The following is a 19,515-nucleotide window of genomic DNA, read 5'->3' as shown; positions in this document are numbered from 1 at the left end:
GCGGTGCCCCGCGACGACAGATGCCGAATGGGACGGTCCGAACGCCGACCCGAACCCTAACCCTGAAGTTTAGGGTTACCAGTGTGTCTGTTCCCTGGAGTCTTCTGAACCTGACACTAAGTCGACAAGTGGCGCCCGTTCAACGAACACGCCGAACCTCCCGTTTTTCTTTTCACCCTATGTGATCAGCCATAGCCATGCCCAACCAGGGTGCTGGCCTGCGCTGATGTGCGTCAACTTCCTGATGACGCAGGGGCGGTGGGAACGCTGACGTCGAAGTGCCGCGCGCGGGGAGCTGCTTTCATGAGTGCCGTGAGGGTCCGCGCCTTGACACGGCCGTCCTCGCCGCTGCCCCATGCGACCGTGCGGTTGCCGCTCAACTCCAGCGAGATGTCGTCGTATGAGCGGACTTGGACGCTCAGGGTGTCCCGCGCGACGGCAGCCGGCAGGTCGCCCGCGACCCGGACCGCCTCGCGCACCAGCCGGTCGATGCCGAAGCGCCGGAAGCTCGCCGCACCCGGGCCCGACCTGGAGGCGGTCAACCTCAGCACCGGAACGCCTTTCGGAGCCCGAGAAACCGTGGCGAAACGGACACCCTCCTTGTCCACTTCGACGAAGTTCCCGCCTTTTCGGACCAGAAGAACCGGAGTGCGCTCGATCACCTTCAGGCCGATTCCATGGGGCCAGGAGCGGACCACGTCAACGGTGTCAATTCGGGGCAATTTTCTGCGAAGTCGGGCCCCGATGGCATCCGTGTCGACGGAGATCAGCGGCGCCCCGACCGGCACGGCGGCGGCCTCGCGCACCTCGGCGGGGCTCAGCACGCGCGTGCCCGACACCGAGACGTGCCGCACGCGCAGCCAACCGGAGCCGTACAACACCCAGGTGGAACCGGCTCCGAGGAGCACGAGAGCGACAGCCAGGATGACCATCCTACGAAGGCGCGGGGTGGCCAACCCCCGCTCGGGCGGCGGGCCGGACGACTCCTGCTGGCGTTCCCCGCGCTCGGCGGTGGTCGGTCCGGCCACGCTCACTGCCCTTTCGTCATACGGTCCTAACGGTGCGAGGCGATCGCCTCGTACACCATGCCGACGAGCAGGTCGTCGGCGTCCCGGCGGCCGAACTCGCTTGCCGCGCGGGACATCTCGTACAGCCGGTGCGGGTCGGCGAGCACCGGCAGGACGTTCTGCTGCACCCACTCGGGCGTGAGTTCCGCGTCGTCGACGAGGAGTCCGCCGCCCGCCTTGACCACCGGCTGGGCGTTGAGCCGCTGTTCGCCGTTGCCGATGGGCAGCGGGACGTACGCGGCCGGGAGCCCGACGGCGGAGAGTTCGGCGACGGTCATCGCACCCGCGCGGCAGAGCATCAGGTCGGCCGCGGCGTAGGCGAGGTCCATCCGGTCCAGGTAACTTACCGGGATGTACGGGGGCATTCCCGGCATCTGATGCACCTGCGGCAGTTCGTTCTTCGGGCCGACCGCATGCAGGATCTGGACGCCGGCCTGCTGGAGCCATGGCGCGACCTGCTGGACGACCTCGTTGAGGCGGCGGGCGCCCTGGGAACCGCCGGAGACGAGCAGCGTGGGCAGGTTGGGGTCGAGCCCGAAGCGGGCGCGGGCCTCGGGGCGGGCGGCGGCGCGGTCCAGGGTGGCGATGGAGCGCCGCAGCGGGATGCCGATGTAGCGGGCGCCTCGCAGCTTGCTGTCCGGAGTGGAGACGGCGACCTGGGCGGCGTACCGGGAGCCGATCTTGTTGGCCAGGCCGGGCCGGGCGTTGGCCTCGTGGATCACGATGGGCACGCCGAGCCGCTTGGCGGCCAGGTAGGCGGGCAGGGCGACATAACCGCCGAAGCCGACCACGCAGTCCGCCTTGGTGCGCTCCAGGATCTGCTCGGCGGCCTTGATCGTGCCGCGCAGCCGGCCCGGGACGGTGATCAGCTCGGGCGTGGGCTTGCGGGGCAGCGGCACCGCCGGGATCAGCGCCAGCTCGTAGCCGCGCTCCGGAACGAGCCGGGTCTCAAGTCCCCGTTCCGTGCCCAGGGCCGTGATCCCCACGGTCGGGTCCTGCCTGCGCAGGGCGTCCGCGAGGGCGAGCGCGGGCTCGATGTGGCCCGCGGTTCCTCCGCCGGCAAGTACGACATGCACCGAAATTCACCGCTCTCCGGACGTACGCGCCGCCGAGGCACGCCGTCGCATCGTGTTCCATCTCCGAGGCCCCCGCTCAGCACCGGAGCCTCCCGCCCGCTTTCTACCAAAGCGAGGTTGCCGCATCGCAAGCGCTGCCCGCGCAGCGGGCTCGTCGCGCGCGAAGGCGATCAGCAGCCCGATGGCGAACATGGTCGGCAGCAGGGCGGATCCTCCGTAGGAGAACAGCGGGAGGGGGACGCCGGCGATCGGCAGCAGGCCGAGCACCGCACCGATGTTGATCACCGCCTGGGCGGTGATCCAGGTGGTCACGCCTCCCGCGGCGTACCTCACGAAGGGGTCCTCCGTGCGTCCGGCCACGCGGATACCCGCATAGCCTAGAGCCGCGAACAGGGCGAGCACCGACAGCGTCCCGGCAAGGCCCAGTTCCTCACCGGTGACGGCGAAGATGAAGTCGGTGTGGGCTTCTGGGAGTTGGCCCCATTTTTCCACACTCGCCCCGAGGCCGGAACCGAAGAGTCCGCCGCTCGCGAGGGCATAGATGCCGTGCACGGCCTGCCAGCAGTCGGCCACGCCGGACTTCGGCTCTGTGGCGCCGATGCAGGCGAGCCGGGCCATCCGGTTGGGGCTGGTCTTGATCAGGATCACACCGATCAGCCCGGCGACCGACAGCACACCGGCGAACAGCCGGGTCGGGGCGCCGGCCAGCCACAGCAGGCCGAAGAGGATCGCTGTGAGAATGATCGCGGTGCCCATGTCCCCGCCGAGCATGATCAGCCCGAGCAGCAGGAAGGCGACCGGCACCAGCGGCACGAGCATGTGCTTCCACTGGGTCAGCAGCTTCTTGTCCTGCTTGCGGGCGATCAGGTCCGCGCCCCACAGCACCAGGGCGAGCTTGCCGAACTCGCTGGGCTGGACCTGGAAGGAGCCGCCGAGGGAGATCCAGTTCTGGTTGCCGTTGATCGTCATCCCTATCCCGGGCACCTGCACCAGGGCCATCAGGAAGACGGCACCGGCGAGGATCGGGTAGGCCAGCGCCCGGTGCAGTTTCACCGGCATGCGGGAGGCGACGAACAGCAGTACGCCGCCGATCAGCGCGGCGAGCGCCTGCTTGCGGAAGAAGAACGACCCGGGCAGCGACAGTTGGAGCGCGGTGATCTGGGAGGCCGAGTAGACCATCACCAGACCGAGCACGATGATCAGCACGCTGCCGCCGAGGATCAGGTAGTAGGCGGTCAGCGGGCGGTCCCAGGCCTTCCGCGCGCGCGTGTACAGCCGTCGTACGGGATTGTCGCCCGGAGGACGGGATACGGCGGGCCGCCGGACGGCCCGCTGGACCGGAGGACGGCCGCCCGTACGGCTACCCGACATCCACGCCTCCCCTGAACGCCGACCGTCCCACGCGTCCCTCCCAAGATCCGCCCGGCAGGCGGCCGGGGTCAGGCTTCGAGTTCGCGGACCGCCGCCGCGAACGCGTCACCGCGCTGGTTGTAGTTGGTGAACATGTCCATGGAGGCGCAGGCCGGGGCCAGCAGCACCGTGTCGCCGGGCTGTGCCAGTCGCTGTGCCTCCGTCACCGCCTGGAGCATCGCCCCAGTGTCGGCCCGGTCGAGGTCGACCACGGGTACTTCCGGTGCGTGTCGCGCGAGGGCGTCGCGGATCAGCGCGCGGTCGGCGCCGATCAGGACCACACCGCGAAGTCGCTTTGCCGACTTGGCGACCAGCTCGTCGAAGACGGCACCCTTCGCGAGGCCGCCCGCAATCCATACGATCGACTCATATGCCGCCAAAGAGGCTTCCGCGGCATGGGTATTGGTCGCCTTGGAGTCGTCCACGTAGGCGACGCCGTCGAGGTCGGCCACGTGCGCGATGCGGTGGGCGTCGGGGCGGAAGGCCCGCAGGCCGTCGCGTACGGCCTTGGCGGGCACCCCGAAGGCGCGCGCGAGGGCCGCGGCGGCAAGGGCGTTGGCGATGTTGTGCGGGGCCGGCGGGTTGACGTCGGCGACCTCGGCCAGCTCCTGCGCGTTCTTGTGCCGCTGCTCGACGAAGGCGCGGTCGACCAGGATGCCGTCCACGACGCCGAGTTGGGAGGGCGCGGGGGCGCCGAGGGTGAACCCGATCGCCCGGCAGCCCTTTTCGACGTCCGCCTCGACCACCAGGTCCTCGGTGGCCCTGTCCGCCACGTTGTAGACGCAGGCGACCCGATTGCCTTCGTAGATACGGCCCTTGTCGGCGGCGTACGCCTCCATCGAGCCGTGCCAGTCGAGGTGGTCTGGGGCGAGGTTGAGGACGGCGGCCGAGTGGGCGCGCAGGGAGGGCGCCCAGTGGAGCTGGTAGCTGGACAGCTCCACTGCGAGGACGTCGTACTCCTCGTCGCCGAGGACGGCGTCCAGCAGGGAGACGCCGATGTTGCCGACGGCCGCCGTGCGCAGGCCCGCGGCAGCGAGGATCGACGCGAGCATCTGCACGGTCGTCGTCTTGCCGTTGGTGCCGGTCACGGCGAGCCAGGGGGCTGCTTTTCTGCCGTCCCGGCCGCGCAGGCGCCAGGCCAGTTCGACGTCGCCCCAGACGGGCACGCCCGCCTTCTGGGCCGCGAGGAACAGCGGCTTGTCCGGCTTCCAGCCGGGCGCGGTGACGATCAGCTCGGTGCCTTCCGGCAGCGTCGCCCCGTCGCCGAGGCGCACGGTGATGCCGAGCGCCTCCAGCTCCGCGGCCTGCTCGCGCGCGCGGGCGTCGTCGCCGTCGTTGACGACCGTGACGATCGCCCCGCGCGCGTGCAGCACCTTGGCCGCCGGGACGCCGGAGACGCCGAGCCCGGCGACGGTCACGTGCTTGCCCTGGAACTCAGAAGGCCCAGAAGACACCGAGGAGGTCACTTGTCCGCTGCCCATCCTGCATAGAAGAGGCCCAGTCCGACGATTACACAAATGCCCTGAATGATCCAGAAGCGGACCACCACGAGCACTTCGGACCAGCCCTTGAGTTCGAAGTGGTGCTGGAGTGGCGCCATCCGGAAGACGCGCTTCCCGGTGAGCCGGAAGGAGCCGACCTGGATGACGACCGACATGGTGATGAGGACGAACAGGCCGCCCATGATGGCCACCAGCAGCTCCGTGCGGGAGAGGATGGCCAGGCCCGTGAGGACGCCGCCGAGGGCGAGCGAACCGGTGTCACCCATGAAGATCTTGGCGGGCGAGGTGTTCCACCACAGGAAGCCGAGGCAGGCGCCCATCAGCGCGGAGGCGATCACCGCGAGGTCGAGGGGGTCGCGCACCTCGTAGCAGGCGCCCGGGTTGGTGAGGGTCTGCGCGTTGGCGCAGGACTCCTGGAACTGCCAGACGCCGATGAACGTGTAGGCGCCGAAGACGAGGACGGAGGCACCGGTGGCGAGACCGTCCAGACCGTCGGTCAGGTTCACGCCGTTCGACATCGCGAGGATCATGAACAGCGCCCAGATGACGAACAGCACCGGGCCGATCGACCAGCCGAAGTCCGTGATGAACGACAGTTTGGTGGAGGCAGGGGTGTTGCCGCGCGCGTCGGAGAACATCAGCGACAGCACCGCGAAGCTGATACCGACGATCAGCTGGCCGGCCATCTTCGCCTTGGCCCGCAGACCCAGCGAACGCCGCTTGACGATCTTGATGTAGTCGTCGAGGAAGCCGACCAGGCCCATGCCGAACATAAGGCCGAGGACCAGGAGCCCGGAGTAGGTGGGCGGGTAACCGGTGATGAGCTTGCTCAGGAAGTACCCGGCGATCGTCGCCAGGATGAAGGCGATGCCGCCCATGGTCGGCGTACCGCGCTTGCTGGCGTGCTCGCGCGGGCCGTCGTCACGGATGTACTGGCCGTAGCCCTTGCGGGCGAGGAGCTTGATCAGCAGCGGGGTGCCGATCAGCGTCAGGAAGAGGCCAATGACTCCTGAGAACAGGATCTGCTTCATCATCGGGCGGCAACCTCACCCTCGGCACCGCTCTCGATCAGAGCCTGGGCGACGCTTTCGAGACCCACCGAACGGGACGCCTTCACGAGTACGACGTCTCCCGGGCGCATTTCTCTGCGCAACAGGTCGATCGCCGCCTGTGCGTCGGACACGTGCACCGACTCCTCACCCCACGAACCCTCGTTATATGCGCCCAGTTGCAGCCAGGAGGCCTCGATCCCCCCGACCGCGACGAGCTTGCTGACGTTGAGCCGGACGGCGAGCCGTCCGACGGCGTCGTGCTCGGCGAGCGCCTCGTCCCCCAGCTCGGCCATCTTGCCGAGCACCGCCCACGTGCGGCGCCCCTTGCCCATGGCCGCGAGCGCCTTGAGGGCGGCCCGCATGGACTCGGGGTTGGCGTTGTAGGCGTCGTTGACGATGGTCACGCCGTCCGGGCGCTCGGTGACCTCCATGCGCCAGCGGGAGAGGGAGCCCGCCTCGGAGAGCGCGGTGGCGATCTCGCTTACGGACATACCCAGCTCATGGGCGACGGCGGCTGCGGCGAGCGCGTTCGACACGTGATGCTCACCGTACAGGCGCATGGTCACATCGCTTGCACCGGAGGGTGTGTGAAGCCTGAATGCGGGCTGTCCGCTGTCCGTGAGTCGCACGTTCTCGGCGCGTACGTCCGCTTCGGCCGACTCTCCGAAAAGGACCACCTTCGCCTTGGTACGGGAGGCCATCGCGCGCACCAGCGGGTCGTCGGCGTTGAGGATCGCCGCCCCGCCCTCCTCCTCGGAGGGCAGGGCCTCGACCAGCTCGCCCTTCGCCTCGGCGATCTGCTCCCGGCCGCCGAACTCGCCGATGTGGGCGGTGCCGACGTTGAGCACGAGGCCGAGCTTCGGCGGGGTGAGGCCGGTGAGGTAGCGGATGTGGCCGAGGCCGCGGGCGCCCATCTCCAGCACGAGGAATCTCGTCTCCTCGGTGGCGGACAGGGCGGTCAGCGGCAGCCCGATCTCGTTGTTGAGCGAGCCGGGCGTGAAGACGGTGGGCGCCTTGCGCCGGAGCACCTGGGCGATCAGGTCCTTGGTGCTGGTCTTGCCCGCGGAACCGGTCAGGGCGACGAGGGTCGTGCCGAGCCGGCGTACGACGTCCCGGGCGAGGGCGCCGAGGGCGCTCTGGACGTCGTCCACGACGATCGCGGGCACGCCGACGGGCCGGGACGCCAGGACGGCGACCGCGCCCGCCTCGACGACCGCGGCGGCGTAGTCGTGGCCGTCCACGCGCTCGCCGACGAAGGCGGCGAAGAGGCTGCCGGGCACCACTTCACGGGAGTCCCGGACGACCGGTCCGGTGACCTGGACGGACGGATCCGGTATGTCGTGCGTCTGCCCGCCGACGACTGCTGCGATCTCGGCGAGGGAGAGGGCGATCACAAGTTCATCCCTGGGTCTTCTGGATAGCTTCGCGAAGCACCTGGCGGTCGTCGAAGGGACGGACCACGCCGGCGATGTCCTGGCCCTGCTCGTGGCCCTTGCCCGCGACCAGCACGGTGTCGCCGGCCTGGGCGCGGCCCACGGCGGCGGCGATGGCGGCGGCCCGGTCCTCGAAGAGGAGCACCTCGCCGCGCTCGTGCGCGGGCACGGAGGCCGCGCCCTGGAGCATGGTCGCGAGGATCGCGAGGGGGTCCTCGGAGCGGGGGTTGTCGGAGGTCAGTACGGCCGTGTCGGCGAGCCGGGCCGCGGCGGCGCCCATCGGTGCGCGCTTGGTCCGGTCACGGTCGCCGCCGCAGCCGAGGACGACGTGCAGCCGTCCCTTGGTGACCTTGCGCAGCGCCTTGAGCACCGACTCGACGGCGTCGGTCTTGTGGGCGTAGTCGACCACCGCGAGGTACGGCTGGCCTGCGTCGACGCGCTCCAGCCGGCCGGGCACGCCCGGTACGGCGGCGATGCCGTCGGCGGCGGCCTGCGGGTCGAGGCCGGCCGCGGCCAGGGCCACGATCGCGGCGAGGGTGTTCGCCACGTTGAACGGGCCGGGCAGCGGCGACCTGGCGTGGACGCGCTCGCCCTGGGGGCCGAGGACGGTGAACACCGAGTCCATGGGGCCGACCTGGACGTCGTCGGCGCGCCAGTCGGCGTCGGGGTGGCCCTCGGCGGAGAAGGTGACGACCGGGACGCTCGCCTCCCCGGCGAGCCTGCGGCCGTACTCGTCGTCGAGGTTGATCACCCCGAGTCTGCTGCGCCCCGGCGTGAACAGCTCCGCCTTGGCCGCGTAGTAGTCCTCCATGCCGGAGTGGAACTCCATGTGCTCCGGGCTCAGGTTGGAGAAGACGGCGATGTCGAAGACGCAGCCGTCGACCCGGCCGAGGACCAGGGCGTGGCTGGAGACCTCCATGGCGACCGCCTCGACGCCGCGTTCGCGCATGACGGCGAACAGGGCCTGGAGGTCGGTGGCTTCGGGGGTGGTGCGCTCGGACTTGATGCGCTCGTCGCCGATGCGCATCTCGACCGTGCCGATGAGTCCGGTGGCGCGGGTGGCCTTCAGCCCGCCCTCGACCAGGTAGGCGGTGGTGGTCTTGCCCGAGGTGCCGGTGATGCCGATCTGGAGCAGGTCGCGGCCCGGGTGGCCGTAGATCGTCGCCGCCAGCTCGCCCATCCGCGCGCGCGGGTCGTCCACCACCAGGACCGGCAGTCCGGTCACGGCGGCGCGCTCGGCGCCCGTCGGGTCGGTCAGCACGGCCACGGCGCCGAGGCCGGCGGCCTGGGTGACGAAGTCGGCGCCGTGCAGGCGGGCGCCCGGGAGGGCGGCGTACAGGTCGCCGGGGCGCACGGCACGCGAGTCATGGGTGATCCCCATGACCTCGGTGGCGGTGTCCGGAGCGGCGACACTCAGCTGATCGGCCAGTTCCGCGAGGGGTGTGGCGGAGGCCTGAACCGGTCGCGGCGGTCCCGGATATGTCACGGAAGCGCCCTTCTGGGTGGTTTGGTACTGATCAGCGTGTGGCACGGCGGTGAGCGTACCGGGCGCACCCGCTCCGGAGCGAAGTGAGGCCCCTGGAGTGCTGTGGTTCCCGGACTGGTTCCCGGAATCGGGGGTGATCGTTGTCACGACTTGCTTCCTGGTGGTCTTCCGTGGTGCTGGGCCTGGATCCGGGGCTGGTCAGGGCTTGTAGTCGACGGGCAGGTTCGCCGCCTTCGCGCCGGTCGGCGGGACCTGGAGGGTCTTCAGGGCGAACTCCATCACCTGCTTGTAGATGGGACCGCAGATCTGGCCGCCGAAGTAGTTGCCGGAGGTCGCGTTCTGGATGGCGCAGTAGACGGTGATACGGGGATTGTCCGCGGGGGCGAACCCGGCGAACGACGAGGTGTAGCCGCGGTACCTGCCGGTGGCCGGATCCACACGGTTGGCCGTGCCGGTCTTGCCCGCGACCCGGTAGCCGGGGATCCGGGCCTTGATGCCGGTGCCCTGCTCGTCGTCCACGACGGACTCCAGCATCTGGGCGAGGGCCTTCGCGGTCTTCTCGCTGACGACCCGCGTCTCCTCGGGCTTCGGCACGGGGACGAAGCGCCCGTCGGCGCCCCTGGTGCCGCGCACCAGCGTCGGCTCGACGCGCACGCCGCCGTTGGCGATGGTCGAGTACACGGAGGCGGCCTGCATGGCGTTGATGGAGAAGCCCTGGCCGAAAGGGATCGTGTACTGCTGCGAGGTCGACCACTTCCCTGCGGGGGCGAGGATGCCCGGGGTCTCGCCGGGGAAGCCGAGCCCGGTGTAACGGCCGATGCCGAACTTGCGCAGGTACGAGTAGAGGACCTGGTTCGCCTCGGGCTGGGTCTTGCCGAGCTGGCCGGCGGCGAGGATGGTGCCGATGTTGCTGGACCTGGCGAGCACGCCGTTGAGGGTGAGGTACCAGGTGCCGTGGTCGACGTCGTCCTGGAAGAGCCGGTCGCCGCGGTGCAGCCGGTTGGGTACGACGACGTGGGTGAGCGGGGTGGCCGCGTTCTGCTCCAGGACGGCCGCCATGGACATCACCTTGGCGGTGGAACCGGGCTCGTAGGCGTCCTGGAGGGCCGCGTTGCCCATGGCCGCGGAGTCCGCCTTCGACAGGTCGTTCGGGTCGAAGCCGGGTGAGTCGGCCATGGCCAGGATCTGTCCGCTGCGGGCGTCCTGGACGATGACGTAGCCGCGGTCCGCCTTGGACTTCTTCACCTGCTCGCTGATGGCGTTCTGCGCGGCCCACTGGATGTCGCGGTCGATGGTGAGCTCGACGTCGGAGCCGGGCACGGCGGGCGTCTCGGTCGAGCCCACGGTGGGCACCTCACGGCCGCCGGACTGGGCGTAGCGGACCTTGCCGTCCTTGCCGGACAGCTGCTTGTTCAGCTCCTGCTCGATGCCGCCGCCGCCCCGGCCCTCGGCGTTGACCCAGCCCAGTATCCCGGCGGCGAGGTCGCCGTTGGGGTACACGCGCTGGCTGCTGGGGTCGGCGAAGACGCCGGCCAGCACGTTGACGGTGTTGTGGTCGGTCGCGGCCTTCTTGTTGAGCGCGGACTTCAGGTCCTTGATCTGCTTCCAGACCTGCGGGGTCTGCCGGGTGGCGAGCCGGGCGTACCGGGAGTTCCTGTTCCTGGGCCGCAGCTTCTTGACGATCGTGGCCTGGTCCTGGCCGAGGATCGGCGCGAGCAGGGCGGCGGCCCGTTCGGGCCCGTCGCCGACCTTCAGCTGCTTGGCCGAGAACATCGTCGGGTCGGCCGTGATGTCGTAGGCGTCCTCGCTGACGGCGAGGGCGACCCCGTTGCGGTCGGTGATGCCGCCGCGCGCGGCGGCCAGGGTGTGCACGACAAAGCGGTCCTGCGCGGCCCGCGCGGCGTACGCGCCGGCGTCGACGGCCTGGACCTGGAGCAGCCGTACGACGAAGGCGAGCATCACCAGGGTCAGGGCGAGCCCGACCATACGCAGCCGGGGCCGCGGGCTGCCGAGCCGGAGCGGACCCCGGACCGGGGGCCGGCCCCCGGTCGGCCGACGAGCGGGACGGGCCCCGGGCCCGGGCTGCCGCCGCACGGCACCCTGCGGCCGGGAAGGCCTTGCCGGTCCGGGCACACGGCGCCGCGGCGGTTGCCTGTCGGACACTTGCGTCACCTGCCGGGGGTCGGAGGGGAGGCTGGCTGGGGTCTGGCCGCCCGGGCCGGCGGGGCGGGGGCGCCGTGCGGCTGGGCCGGTGGGGCGGGGGTGCCGTGCGGCTGGGCCGGGGAGGAAGCCGAGGTGGGCGCCGCGGGGGCCGCCGTGGAGGGGGCTGTCGCGGGGGTCCCGGAGGTAGCTGCCGGGCGAGCCGTGGCGGGGGCCCCGGAGGGCACGGCGAGTGGCGGTGCGGGGAGGCCGGTGGCCGTGGTCATGGCCTCGGGGGCGACCGGGTTGGTGAAGGCGGCGGACTCGGGGGCGGCGGCGCCGGGGACGCCCTTTACGGTGCCGTCCGGGCCGAGGAAGGCCGGGTCGCCGCCCGGGACCATGCCGAGTTCACGGGCGCGGCGCTGGAGGGCGTCGGGGGACGAGTAGGCGTCGATGTCCCGCTGGAGCGCCTGCTCTTCGTCCGTGAGGTTCTTCGTCTGCTTCTGGAGGTCGGCGAGTTTGAACGAGCCTTCGCTGAGCGCGGAGTTCAGCACCAGCAGCCCGATGAGGCCGCCGCCGAGGAGCAGCACGACGAGGAGGACGAACGGGGTACGGGCCGCCCGCGCGCGTCCGGCCGGAAACAGCCGGGCGAGCCGGGCGGCCCTCCCCTTCAGTTCGGGTTTCCTACTCACTTGACCTCCGGTGAGCCCGGAGACCCGACTCGCTCACTCGGCGTCCTCCCTGATGCGCTCGGCACCGCGCAGTCGGGCCGGAGCTGCCCGGCGGTTCTCCGCGATCTCCTCCTCGGTGGGAAGTTCGGCACCGCGGGTGAGCAGCTTGAGCCGGGGCTGGTAGCGCTCGGGCACGACCGGCAGTCCGGGCGGGGCGGTGGACGCGGCTCCGGCCGCGAACACCTGCTTCACCAGGCGGTCTTCGAGCGAGTGGTACGACAGCACGGCGATGCGTCCGCCCACGGCGAGGGCCTTCACAGCCGCCGGGACGGCCCGCTCCAGCACGGACAGCTCGCCGTTGACCTCGATGCGCAGCGCCTGGAAGGTGCGCTTGGCCGGGTTGCCGCCGGTGCGCTTGGCGGCCTGCGGCAGCGCGTCCCGGATCAGCTCCACGAGCCGGGCGCTGTTGCTGAACGGCTCCTTCTCGCGCTCGCGGACGATCGCGGAGACGATCCGCTTGGCCTGCTTCTCCTCGCCGTAGGCGCGCAGGATCCGCACCAGCTCGCCCGCCGGATAGGTGTTGAGGACCTCTGCGGCGCTGATCCCGGTCGTCTGGTCCATGCGCATGTCCAGGGGCGCGTCCTGGGCGTAGGCGAAGCCGCGGTCGGCCTCGTCCAGCTGCATGGAGGAGACCCCGAGGTCGAAGAGGACGCCCTGCACGCGCGGGATGCCGAGCCGGTCGAGGACGTCGGGCAGCTCGTCGTAGACGGCGTGCACGAGGGTGGCGCGCTCGCCGTAGGGAGCCAGCCGCTCGCCGGACAGGCGCAGCGCCTCCTTGTCCCGGTCCAGGCCGATCAGCCGCGCCTCGGGGAACCGGGCCAGCAGCGCCTCGCTGTGCCCGCCGAGGCCGAGGGTGCAGTCGACGACCACCGCTCCCGGCTGCTCCAGGGCAGGCGCCAGCAGATCCAGGCACCGCTGGAGCATCACCGGGACGTGTCGACTCTGGCTCAAGGGGGCCTCTCAGTTCCGGCGGGCCGTACGCACCGTCGGGTCCCCCGAGCCGTACGTACGCGCCGCGCGCGCGAGGAGACGGGTCCGGGTGTGCGCCGGGGTCTCCGGGGGTTTCAGCAGCGAGGAGAGACTCGTCTCCCGCTTTCGCGTCACTTTAGTCCACCCCGTCCCGCGGTCAATCAACCGGCCTGCGCGTCGCGTACCGCATCACGGCCGGGGCCACACTTCGAACAGATTCACCCATCCGGCCCACGTTTGCCCTCCGTGTGGGTTAGCTCACAACAAGCCACGATGACGTTCTTTGTCCGCTCTCACAGCAGGCCTCGGCCATGTGTGACCAGTACCGTCGTGAGTATGACGACTTCAGCAGCAGTGCCCACTGGACCCGAAGGCGCCATAACCAAGGGCGACACGGTGACGGACCGTCTCGTTGAGGCCAACGAGACCTACGCCCAGGACTTCACCGATCCTGGTATGGACGCACGGCCCGTGCTGCACGTGGCCGTGGTGGCCTGTATGGACGCCCGGCTCGACCTGCACGCCGCGCTCGGCCTGGAGCTGGGCGACTGTCACACCATCCGCAACGCCGGCGGCGTCGTCACCGACGACGTGATCCGCTCCCTCACCATCAGCCAGCGCGCGCTGGGCACCCGCAGCGTCGTCCTGATCCACCACACCAACTGTGGTCTGGAGTCGCTCACCGAGGACTTCCGGCACGAGCTGGAGATGGAGGTCGGCCAGCGCCCGGCGTGGGCGGTGGAGTCCTTCCGCGACGTCGACCAGGACGTCCGCCAGTCCATGCAGCGGGTGCGCACCTCTCCGTTCCTGCCGCACACCGACGACGTGCGCGGATTCGTCTTCGACGTGCACACGGGTCTGCTGCGCGAGGTCGACCCGGCCTGACGCCCGGCCCGCCCCGACACCCCGCCCGAACACCCCCGGCCGCGGAGGTACTCCGCGGCCGGCACCAGAACGACGGTTCGAAAAACGCCACGGAACCGGCATCCTGCGGGCAGTTGTCCACAGGCGAGTGACACGAATCCGTAACGGCAGCAAGAATGCGGGGTGTGGCAGCACGCGGAACTGTTTCCGCGTGGTGTCCGTGTTTCGGGGTGGGCCGGTTTCGCACACAGAGCGTCGGCCCGTGAAAGAACGGGCCGAGGAGGGCCGGGTGACGACCTATGACGATCGAGCGAGCCTCACTGATCTGACCGCGACGGTGGAACGGGTACGCGGTTCGGTGGAGGGCGTGATCGAGGGCAAGCCCGAGGTCGTACGGCTCGCGCTGACCGTGCTGCTCGCCGAGGGCCACCTGCTGATCGAGGACGTTCCCGGCGTCGGCAAGACGATGCTGGCCAAGGCGCTGGCGCGGTCCATCGACTGCTCCGTGCGGCGCATCCAGTTCACGCCCGACCTGCTGCCCTCGGACATCACCGGCGTGTCCATCTGGGACCAGCAGCGCCGGGACTTCGAGTTCAAGCCGGGCGCCATCTTCGCGCAGATCGTGATCGGCGACGAGATCAACCGCGCCTCCCCCAAGACCCAGTCCGCGCTGCTGGAGTCCATGGAGGAGCGACAGGTCACCATCGACGGGCAGACCTATGAACTGCCCAGCCCGTTCATGGTGGTGGCCACGCAGAACCCGGTCGAGATGGAGGGCACCTACCCGCTGCCCGAGGCCCAGCGCGACCGCTTCATGGCCCGCGTCTCCGTCGGCTACCCGAGCGTCGAGGCCGAGCTGCAGATGCTGGACGTGCACGGCGGCGTCTCCCCGCTGGAGGACCTCCAGCCGGTGGCGCACGCGCACGAGATCGTGAAGCTGGTCGAGGCGGTGCGCGCGGTCCACGTCGCCGAGCCGGTGCGGCGGTACGCGGTGGAACTGGTCGCCGCCACGCGCGCGCACCCCGACCTCAGACTCGGCGCCTCCCCGCGCGCGACGCTGCACCTGCTGCGCGCGGCCAAGGCGTCCGCCGCCCTCAGCGGCCGGGAGTACGCGCTGCCGGACGACATCCAGGCACTCGCCGTCGCCGTCCTCGCCCACCGGCTGCTGCCCACCGCCCAGGCCCAGCTGAACCGCCGTACGGCCGAGCAGGTCGTGCTGGAGATCCTGCAGCGCACCCCGGTGCCCTCGGCGTCCCAGCCGCAGATCGGCCTCGGCCGGGGCGTGCCGGCGTATCCGCAGCAGCCGCCGCGGAGCCTGTGATGAGCGCCGGGGGGGCGAGCGCCGGGAGCCCGGAGCATCCGGAGGCCGACCGGGGCCGGCCGGGCGCCGTCCGTACGGCTTTGACGGGGCTGACCACCCGCGGGCGGTCCTTCCTGGCCGCGGGGATCGCGGCGGCGATCTGCGCGTACGTGCTCGGGCAGAGCGATCTGCTGCGGGTCGGCCTGCTGCTGGCCGCGCTGCCCCTCATCTGCGCGACGGTGCTGTACCGCACGCGCTACCGGGTGGCCGGCAGCCGCCGGCTCTCCCCCGCACGCGTGCCTGCCGGCAGCGAGGCCCGGGTGCACCTGGCCATCGAGAACGTCTCCCGGGTGCCCAGCGGTCTGCTGATGCTCCAGGACCAGGTGCCCTATGTCCTCGGGCCACGGCCGCGCTTCGTGCTGGACCGGGTGGAGCCGCGCGGGCGCCGCGAGGTGTCCTACCGGGTCCGCTCCGACCTGCGGGGCCGCTATCCGCTGGGCCCGCTTCAGCTGCGGCTGACCGACCCGTTCGGCATGTGCGAACTGACCCGCTCCTTCTCGGACTTCGACACCCTGACCGTCATCCCGCGCGTGGAGCCGCTGACCCCGGTCCGGTTCAGCGGCGAGGCCAAGGGGTACGGCGACGGGCGGCAGCGCTCGCTGGCCCTGGCGGGCGAGGACGACGTGATCCCGCGCGGGTACCGCTACGGCGACGACCTGCGCCGGGTGCACTGGCGCTCCACCGCACGCTACGGCGAGCTGATGGTGCGCCGGGAGGAGCAGCCGCGGCGCTCGCACTGCACGGTGCTGCTCGACACCCGGGGCGTCGCCTACGCGGGCGCGGGGCCCGACTCGGCCTTCGAGTGGGCCGTCTCCGGCACCGCCTCGGTCCTGGTGCACATGCTCGAACGCGGCTTCTCGGTACGGCTGCTGACGGACAGTGGCAGCTCGCTGCCGGGCGAGGGCACCGACGGGTTCGCGGGCGGCGGCCAGGAGGGCGCGGACGCGGCCGGGCTGATGATGGACACCCTCGCCGTGATCGACCACTCCGACGGCACGGGCCTGTCCCGGGCGTACGACGTGCTGCGCGGCGGCAACGAGGGGCTGCTGGTCGCCTTCCTGGGCGACCTGGACGAGGAGCAGGCCACGACGGTCGCCACGATGCGGCGGCGCAGCGGGGGTGCTGTCGCCTTCGTACTGGACCCCGACGTCTGGGTCCGGGAGGCCACCGACGTGCCGGGTCCGGACAACCGGCACGAGGAGCGGCTGCGCATGCTGCGCGAGGCCGGCTGGACGGCGCTGAGCGTGTCGCGCGGCGCCTCGCTGAACGACCTGTGGCGACAGGCGGACCGGGAACGGTCGGGCCTGGCCGCCCTGAGCGGGGAGGCACTGGGATGAGCGGGCGGGCACGACTGACGCTGTGCGCCGCCGCGGCCACGCTGATGGCCTCGTGCGCGATGCTGCCCCTGGTCGACCGGCCCACCTGGCTGCTCCAGGCGATCCTGCTGGTCGCCGTGCAGACCGGGGTCGGCGCGGCGGCCCGCAGGGTGCCGCTGGCCAGGCCGCTGACGGTGGCCGCACAAGCGCTGTCCGGTCTTGTGCTGCTCACCCTGGCCTTCGCCCGGGAGCACGCGATCATCGGGCTGATCCCCGGCCCGGACGCCATCCGGTACCTGTCCGACCTGCTCTCGCAGGGCTCGCACGACGTCGGCACGTACGCGATACCGGCCCCGCTGTCCGACGGCATCAGGCTGATGCTGATCGGCGGGGTCCTGGTCATCCATCTGCTGGTGGACACCCTCGCGGTCACCTACCGCGGCGCGGCCCCCGCCGGGCTGCCGCTGCTCGCGCTGTACTCGGTGGCCGCCGGGCTGTCCCACGGCGCCGCCGACTGGCTGTGGTTCCTGGTCGCGGCGGCCGGCTATCTGATGCTGCTGCTCGCCGAGGGCCGGGACCGGCTCGCGCAGTGGGGCCGGGTCTTCGGGGGCGCGCCCCGCGCCCCGGGCGCTGCGGAGGGCGGCGCGGTGGCCCCGGTGCGCACCGGACGCCGCATCGGCGCGGTCGCCCTCGGCGTCGCCCTGGTGGTGCCGCTCGCCCTGCCCGCCATGCAGGGCGGCCTGCTGGACGACGCCGGCACCGGCGTGGGGGCGGGCAACGGCCACGGCGGCACGATCTCCGCGGTCAACCCGCTGGTGTCGCTGCGCGACAGCCTGAACTCGGACGACGACCGCCAGGTGCTGTCCCTGAGGTCCAGCTCGAACGACACCTCCGACATGTATCTGCGGATCGTGTCCCTGGACTCCTTCGACGGCACCACCTGGAAGCCGTCCCAGCGGCACATCATCGCTCTGCCGAACGTCCTGCCCACGCCCGTCGGCCTGGGCCCGGACATCAAGCGCACCACGGTGATCTCGACGATCTCGGCGGCCTACTGGTACGCGCAGGACTGGCTGCCGATGCCGTACCCGCCGAGACACGTGCGGATCGACGGCGACTGGCGCTACGAGCCGGTCGGCATGACGCTCGTCGGCGACCACGGCCAGAACACACGCGGCGTGAACTACCAGGTGACCAGCCTGGACGTGCAGCCGACCGCCCAGCAGCTGGCCGCCGCGCCGGAGCCGCCCGAGGCCCTGAAGCGCGAGTACACCAAGGTGCCGTCCGCGCTGCCGCAGGTGGTGGCCCGCACCGCCAGGGAGGTCACCGCGGGCGCCACGAGCCACTACGACGAAGCGGTCAAGCTCCAGGACTACTTCGCGGTCAACGGCGGCTTCCAGTACGACACCCGGGTCGAGGTGGGCCAGGGCTCGAACGCCATCGCGAACTTCCTGAAGAAGAAGGAGGGCTTCTGCGTCCACTTCTCCTTCGCCATGGCGGCGATGGCCCGCACGCTCGGCATCCCGGCCCGCGTGGCCGTGGGCTTCGCGCCCGGCACCCCTCAGGCGGACGGCTCGATCGCGGTGAGCCTGAAGGACGCACACGCCTGGCCCGAGCTGTACTTCGCGGGTGTGGGCTGGACCCGCTTCGAGCCGACCCCGACCCGGGGCACCGTGCCGTCGTACACGCAGTCGGTGACGCCCGGCACCTCCGTGCCGGACCCTGCGCTGCCGTCCCACGGGTCGGCCACGACGCCCTCGGCCGAGGCCTCGCCGGGCGACGGCTGCACGGCGCAGCTGCGCAAGCTCCAGGGCTGTGACACCCCGACCGCGGCGGCGGCCCCGCACCACGGGGGCGGCGGCTCGGGCCCGTGGTGGTACGTGCTGGGCGCGCTGGCCGTGCTGGCGCTGCTGGTGGTCCCGCTGTCGCCGATGCTGTGGCGGGCCCGGGTGCGGTCGCGGCGGCTGGGCGCGCACGCCCGGACCGAGGAGGGCGCGGCGGCCCACGCCCTGGCCGCCTGGCAGGAACTGACGGACAGCGCCTGGGACCACGGCATCCGGCCGGACGAGTCGCAGACACCGCGCGGAGCCGCCGCCCGCATCGTCCGGCTCGGGCACCTCGACCCGGCGGCCGGGGCCGCGGTGCACCGGGTGGCGGACGCGGTCGAGCAGGTGCTGTACGCGCCTCGGCCGCGCCCGTCGGCGGGCCTGGCGGAGGACGTGCGCCGGGCGGTCGCCGGGCTGCGCGGCACGGTGAGCACCGGTACGCGGCTGCGGGCGCGGTTCGCGCCGCGCTCGGCGGTACGGGTCCTGTGGGCGGTGTCGGCCCGCTGGTCGGCGTTCCGGGCCCGCGCGCGGTCGGCCCGGCCAGCTCTGCGCAGGCCGTCGAGGCAGCAGGGCTGAGGCCGGGGCCAGGGCCGGGACGAGACATGCGTGAGGGGTGACCACCTGGCGGTGGTCACCCCTCACGCATGTCTGCTGTGGTTCGCGGAACCAGGGAGTTTGTCTAGTGGCCCTGCTCGTCCCGGCGGCGCTGCCAGCGCTGCTCGATCCGGTCCATCATGGAGCGCTTGGGCCTGGCTCCGCGGCGAGCGGCGCCTGCAGGCTGCTGCTCGCCCGGCTTCGGTGCTTTGCGCCAGCCGGTGACCGCCAGTACGGCGCAGCCCAGCATGACGAGGAAGCCCACCACGCTGACCCAGATCTGCTGTGCGACCATTCCGGCCATGAGGAGCGCGATACCCACGAGGAAGCCTGCGACCGCCTGGTAGACCCGCCGCCGGGTGTACGTACGCAGCCCGCTTCCCTCAAGCGCCGACGCGAACTTGGGGTCTTCGGCGTACAGCGCTCGCTCCATCTGCTCAAGCATTCGCTGCTCGTGCTCGGAGAGCGGCACGGAGTCCTCCTCATCGTGCAGTCGCCGGGGCGACCCGGGGGGTCCCTTCAGGATAGGCAGGGAATCGCCCCCGTGAAACCCGCCCCTCTACGCCAATTGGCAAACCGGGATCCGCCATGGCCGACCCGGTCGCTGAGGCTTCCATTCCCCGGCGGCCGACCCGTCATGCCGGGCGGTGTACCTCGATCATACGGCGCAAACCCCTCGTTCGGGGGTCT

At 71.5% G+C, this 19,515-nt stretch carries 16 protein-coding genes; 4 read left to right on the top strand and 12 right to left on the bottom strand.

All coding sequences use genetic code 11. The features are described 5' to 3' along the window. Window positions 1–233: 233 nt before the first annotated feature. The 11 genes from ACWD3E_RS05515 to ACWD3E_RS05465 form a co-directional block, all read right to left on the bottom strand. Window positions 234–1,028, bottom strand: coding sequence for a cell division protein FtsQ/DivIB (locus tag ACWD3E_RS05515; protein WP_451386208.1), 795 nt, complete (start codon window positions 1,026–1,028; stop codon window positions 234–236). Window positions 1,029–1,054: 26 nt separating this feature from the next. Beyond that, complete coding sequence (murG, locus tag ACWD3E_RS05510) at window positions 1,055–2,143, bottom strand: undecaprenyldiphospho-muramoylpentapeptide beta-N-acetylglucosaminyltransferase (RefSeq protein ID WP_451386207.1); 1,089 nt, start codon at window positions 2,141–2,143, stop codon at window positions 1,055–1,057. A gap of 6 nt (window positions 2,144–2,149) precedes the next feature. Next, a complete protein-coding gene (gene ftsW, locus ACWD3E_RS05505; protein ID WP_451386206.1) occupies window positions 2,150–3,514 on the bottom strand; it encodes a putative lipid II flippase FtsW in 1,365 nt (454 codons plus the stop codon). Between the two features lie 68 nt (window positions 3,515–3,582). Next, window positions 3,583–5,034, bottom strand: coding sequence for a UDP-N-acetylmuramoyl-L-alanine--D-glutamate ligase (gene murD / locus ACWD3E_RS05500; RefSeq protein WP_451386205.1), 1,452 nt, complete (start codon window positions 5,032–5,034; stop codon window positions 3,583–3,585). Next, entirely contained in the window at window positions 5,016–6,086 is a 1,071-nt protein-coding gene (gene mraY, locus ACWD3E_RS05495; RefSeq protein ID WP_451386501.1) for a phospho-N-acetylmuramoyl-pentapeptide-transferase, read from the bottom strand. The genes murD and mraY overlap by 19 nt, the downstream gene beginning before the upstream one ends. Then, window positions 6,086–7,501: a UDP-N-acetylmuramoyl-tripeptide--D-alanyl-D-alanine ligase gene (locus ACWD3E_RS05490; RefSeq protein WP_451386204.1), complete on the bottom strand. Its 1,416-nt coding sequence runs from the start codon at window positions 7,499–7,501 to the stop codon at window positions 6,086–6,088. Before ACWD3E_RS05490 ends, mraY begins: the two co-directional genes overlap by 1 nt. A gap of 4 nt (window positions 7,502–7,505) precedes the next feature. Continuing rightward, window positions 7,506–9,173 (bottom strand): UDP-N-acetylmuramoyl-L-alanyl-D-glutamate--2,6-diaminopimelate ligase, encoded by a 1,668-nt coding sequence (locus tag ACWD3E_RS05485; protein ID WP_451386203.1) that lies wholly within the window; start codon window positions 9,171–9,173, stop codon window positions 7,506–7,508. Between the two features lie 51 nt (window positions 9,174–9,224). Next, a complete protein-coding gene (locus tag ACWD3E_RS05480) occupies window positions 9,225–11,189 on the bottom strand; it encodes a peptidoglycan D,D-transpeptidase FtsI family protein (RefSeq protein ID WP_451386202.1) in 1,965 nt (654 codons plus the stop codon). A 5-nt stretch (window positions 11,190–11,194) separates the two neighbouring features. Further along, window positions 11,195–11,857, bottom strand: coding sequence for an FtsB family cell division protein (locus tag ACWD3E_RS05475; RefSeq protein WP_451386201.1), 663 nt, complete (start codon window positions 11,855–11,857; stop codon window positions 11,195–11,197). Window positions 11,858–11,890: 33 nt separating this feature from the next. Then, window positions 11,891–12,847 carry a 16S rRNA (cytosine(1402)-N(4))-methyltransferase RsmH gene (rsmH, locus tag ACWD3E_RS05470; RefSeq protein WP_451386200.1) on the bottom strand — a complete coding sequence of 319 codons (957 nt, stop codon included), beginning with the start codon at window positions 12,845–12,847 and terminating at the stop codon, window positions 11,891–11,893. Window positions 12,848–12,856: 9 nt separating this feature from the next. Continuing rightward, window positions 12,857–13,000, bottom strand: a complete 144-nt coding sequence (locus ACWD3E_RS05465) for a hypothetical protein (protein ID WP_451351615.1) — start codon at window positions 12,998–13,000, stop codon at window positions 12,857–12,859. A 138-nt stretch (window positions 13,001–13,138) separates the two neighbouring features. Between ACWD3E_RS05465 and ACWD3E_RS05460 the strand changes: the two genes are divergently transcribed. From ACWD3E_RS05460 to ACWD3E_RS05445, 4 genes are all read left to right on the top strand, one after another. Then, window positions 13,139–13,750: a beta-class carbonic anhydrase gene (locus tag ACWD3E_RS05460; RefSeq protein WP_451386199.1), complete on the top strand. Its 612-nt coding sequence runs from the start codon at window positions 13,139–13,141 to the stop codon at window positions 13,748–13,750. 268 nt (window positions 13,751–14,018) lie between these two features. Further along, window positions 14,019–15,050 carry an AAA family ATPase gene (locus ACWD3E_RS05455; RefSeq protein ID WP_451386198.1) on the top strand — a complete coding sequence of 344 codons (1,032 nt, stop codon included), beginning with the start codon at window positions 14,019–14,021 and terminating at the stop codon, window positions 15,048–15,050. Then, the gene (locus tag ACWD3E_RS05450; protein ID WP_451386197.1) at window positions 15,050–16,426 is read left to right on the top strand and encodes a DUF58 domain-containing protein; all 1,377 of its coding nucleotides are present in this window, start codon (window positions 15,050–15,052) and stop codon (window positions 16,424–16,426) included. The genes ACWD3E_RS05455 and ACWD3E_RS05450 overlap by 1 nt, the downstream gene beginning before the upstream one ends. Continuing rightward, window positions 16,423–18,807 carry a transglutaminase TgpA family protein gene (locus ACWD3E_RS05445; protein WP_451386196.1) on the top strand — a complete coding sequence of 795 codons (2,385 nt, stop codon included), beginning with the start codon at window positions 16,423–16,425 and terminating at the stop codon, window positions 18,805–18,807. Before ACWD3E_RS05450 ends, ACWD3E_RS05445 begins: the two co-directional genes overlap by 4 nt. A 103-nt stretch (window positions 18,808–18,910) precedes the next feature. Here the strand turns inward: ACWD3E_RS05445 and ACWD3E_RS05440 are convergent, their stop codons facing one another. Next, a complete protein-coding gene (locus tag ACWD3E_RS05440; protein ID WP_451386195.1) occupies window positions 18,911–19,297 on the bottom strand; it encodes a DUF3040 domain-containing protein in 387 nt (128 codons plus the stop codon). Window positions 19,298–19,515 lie beyond the last annotated feature (218 nt).

The organism is Streptomyces sp. NPDC002676, from assembly GCF_053592455.1.
The sequence above is the reverse complement of the archived record's forward strand: the minus strand, read 5'-3'. Positions and strand labels throughout refer to the sequence as shown.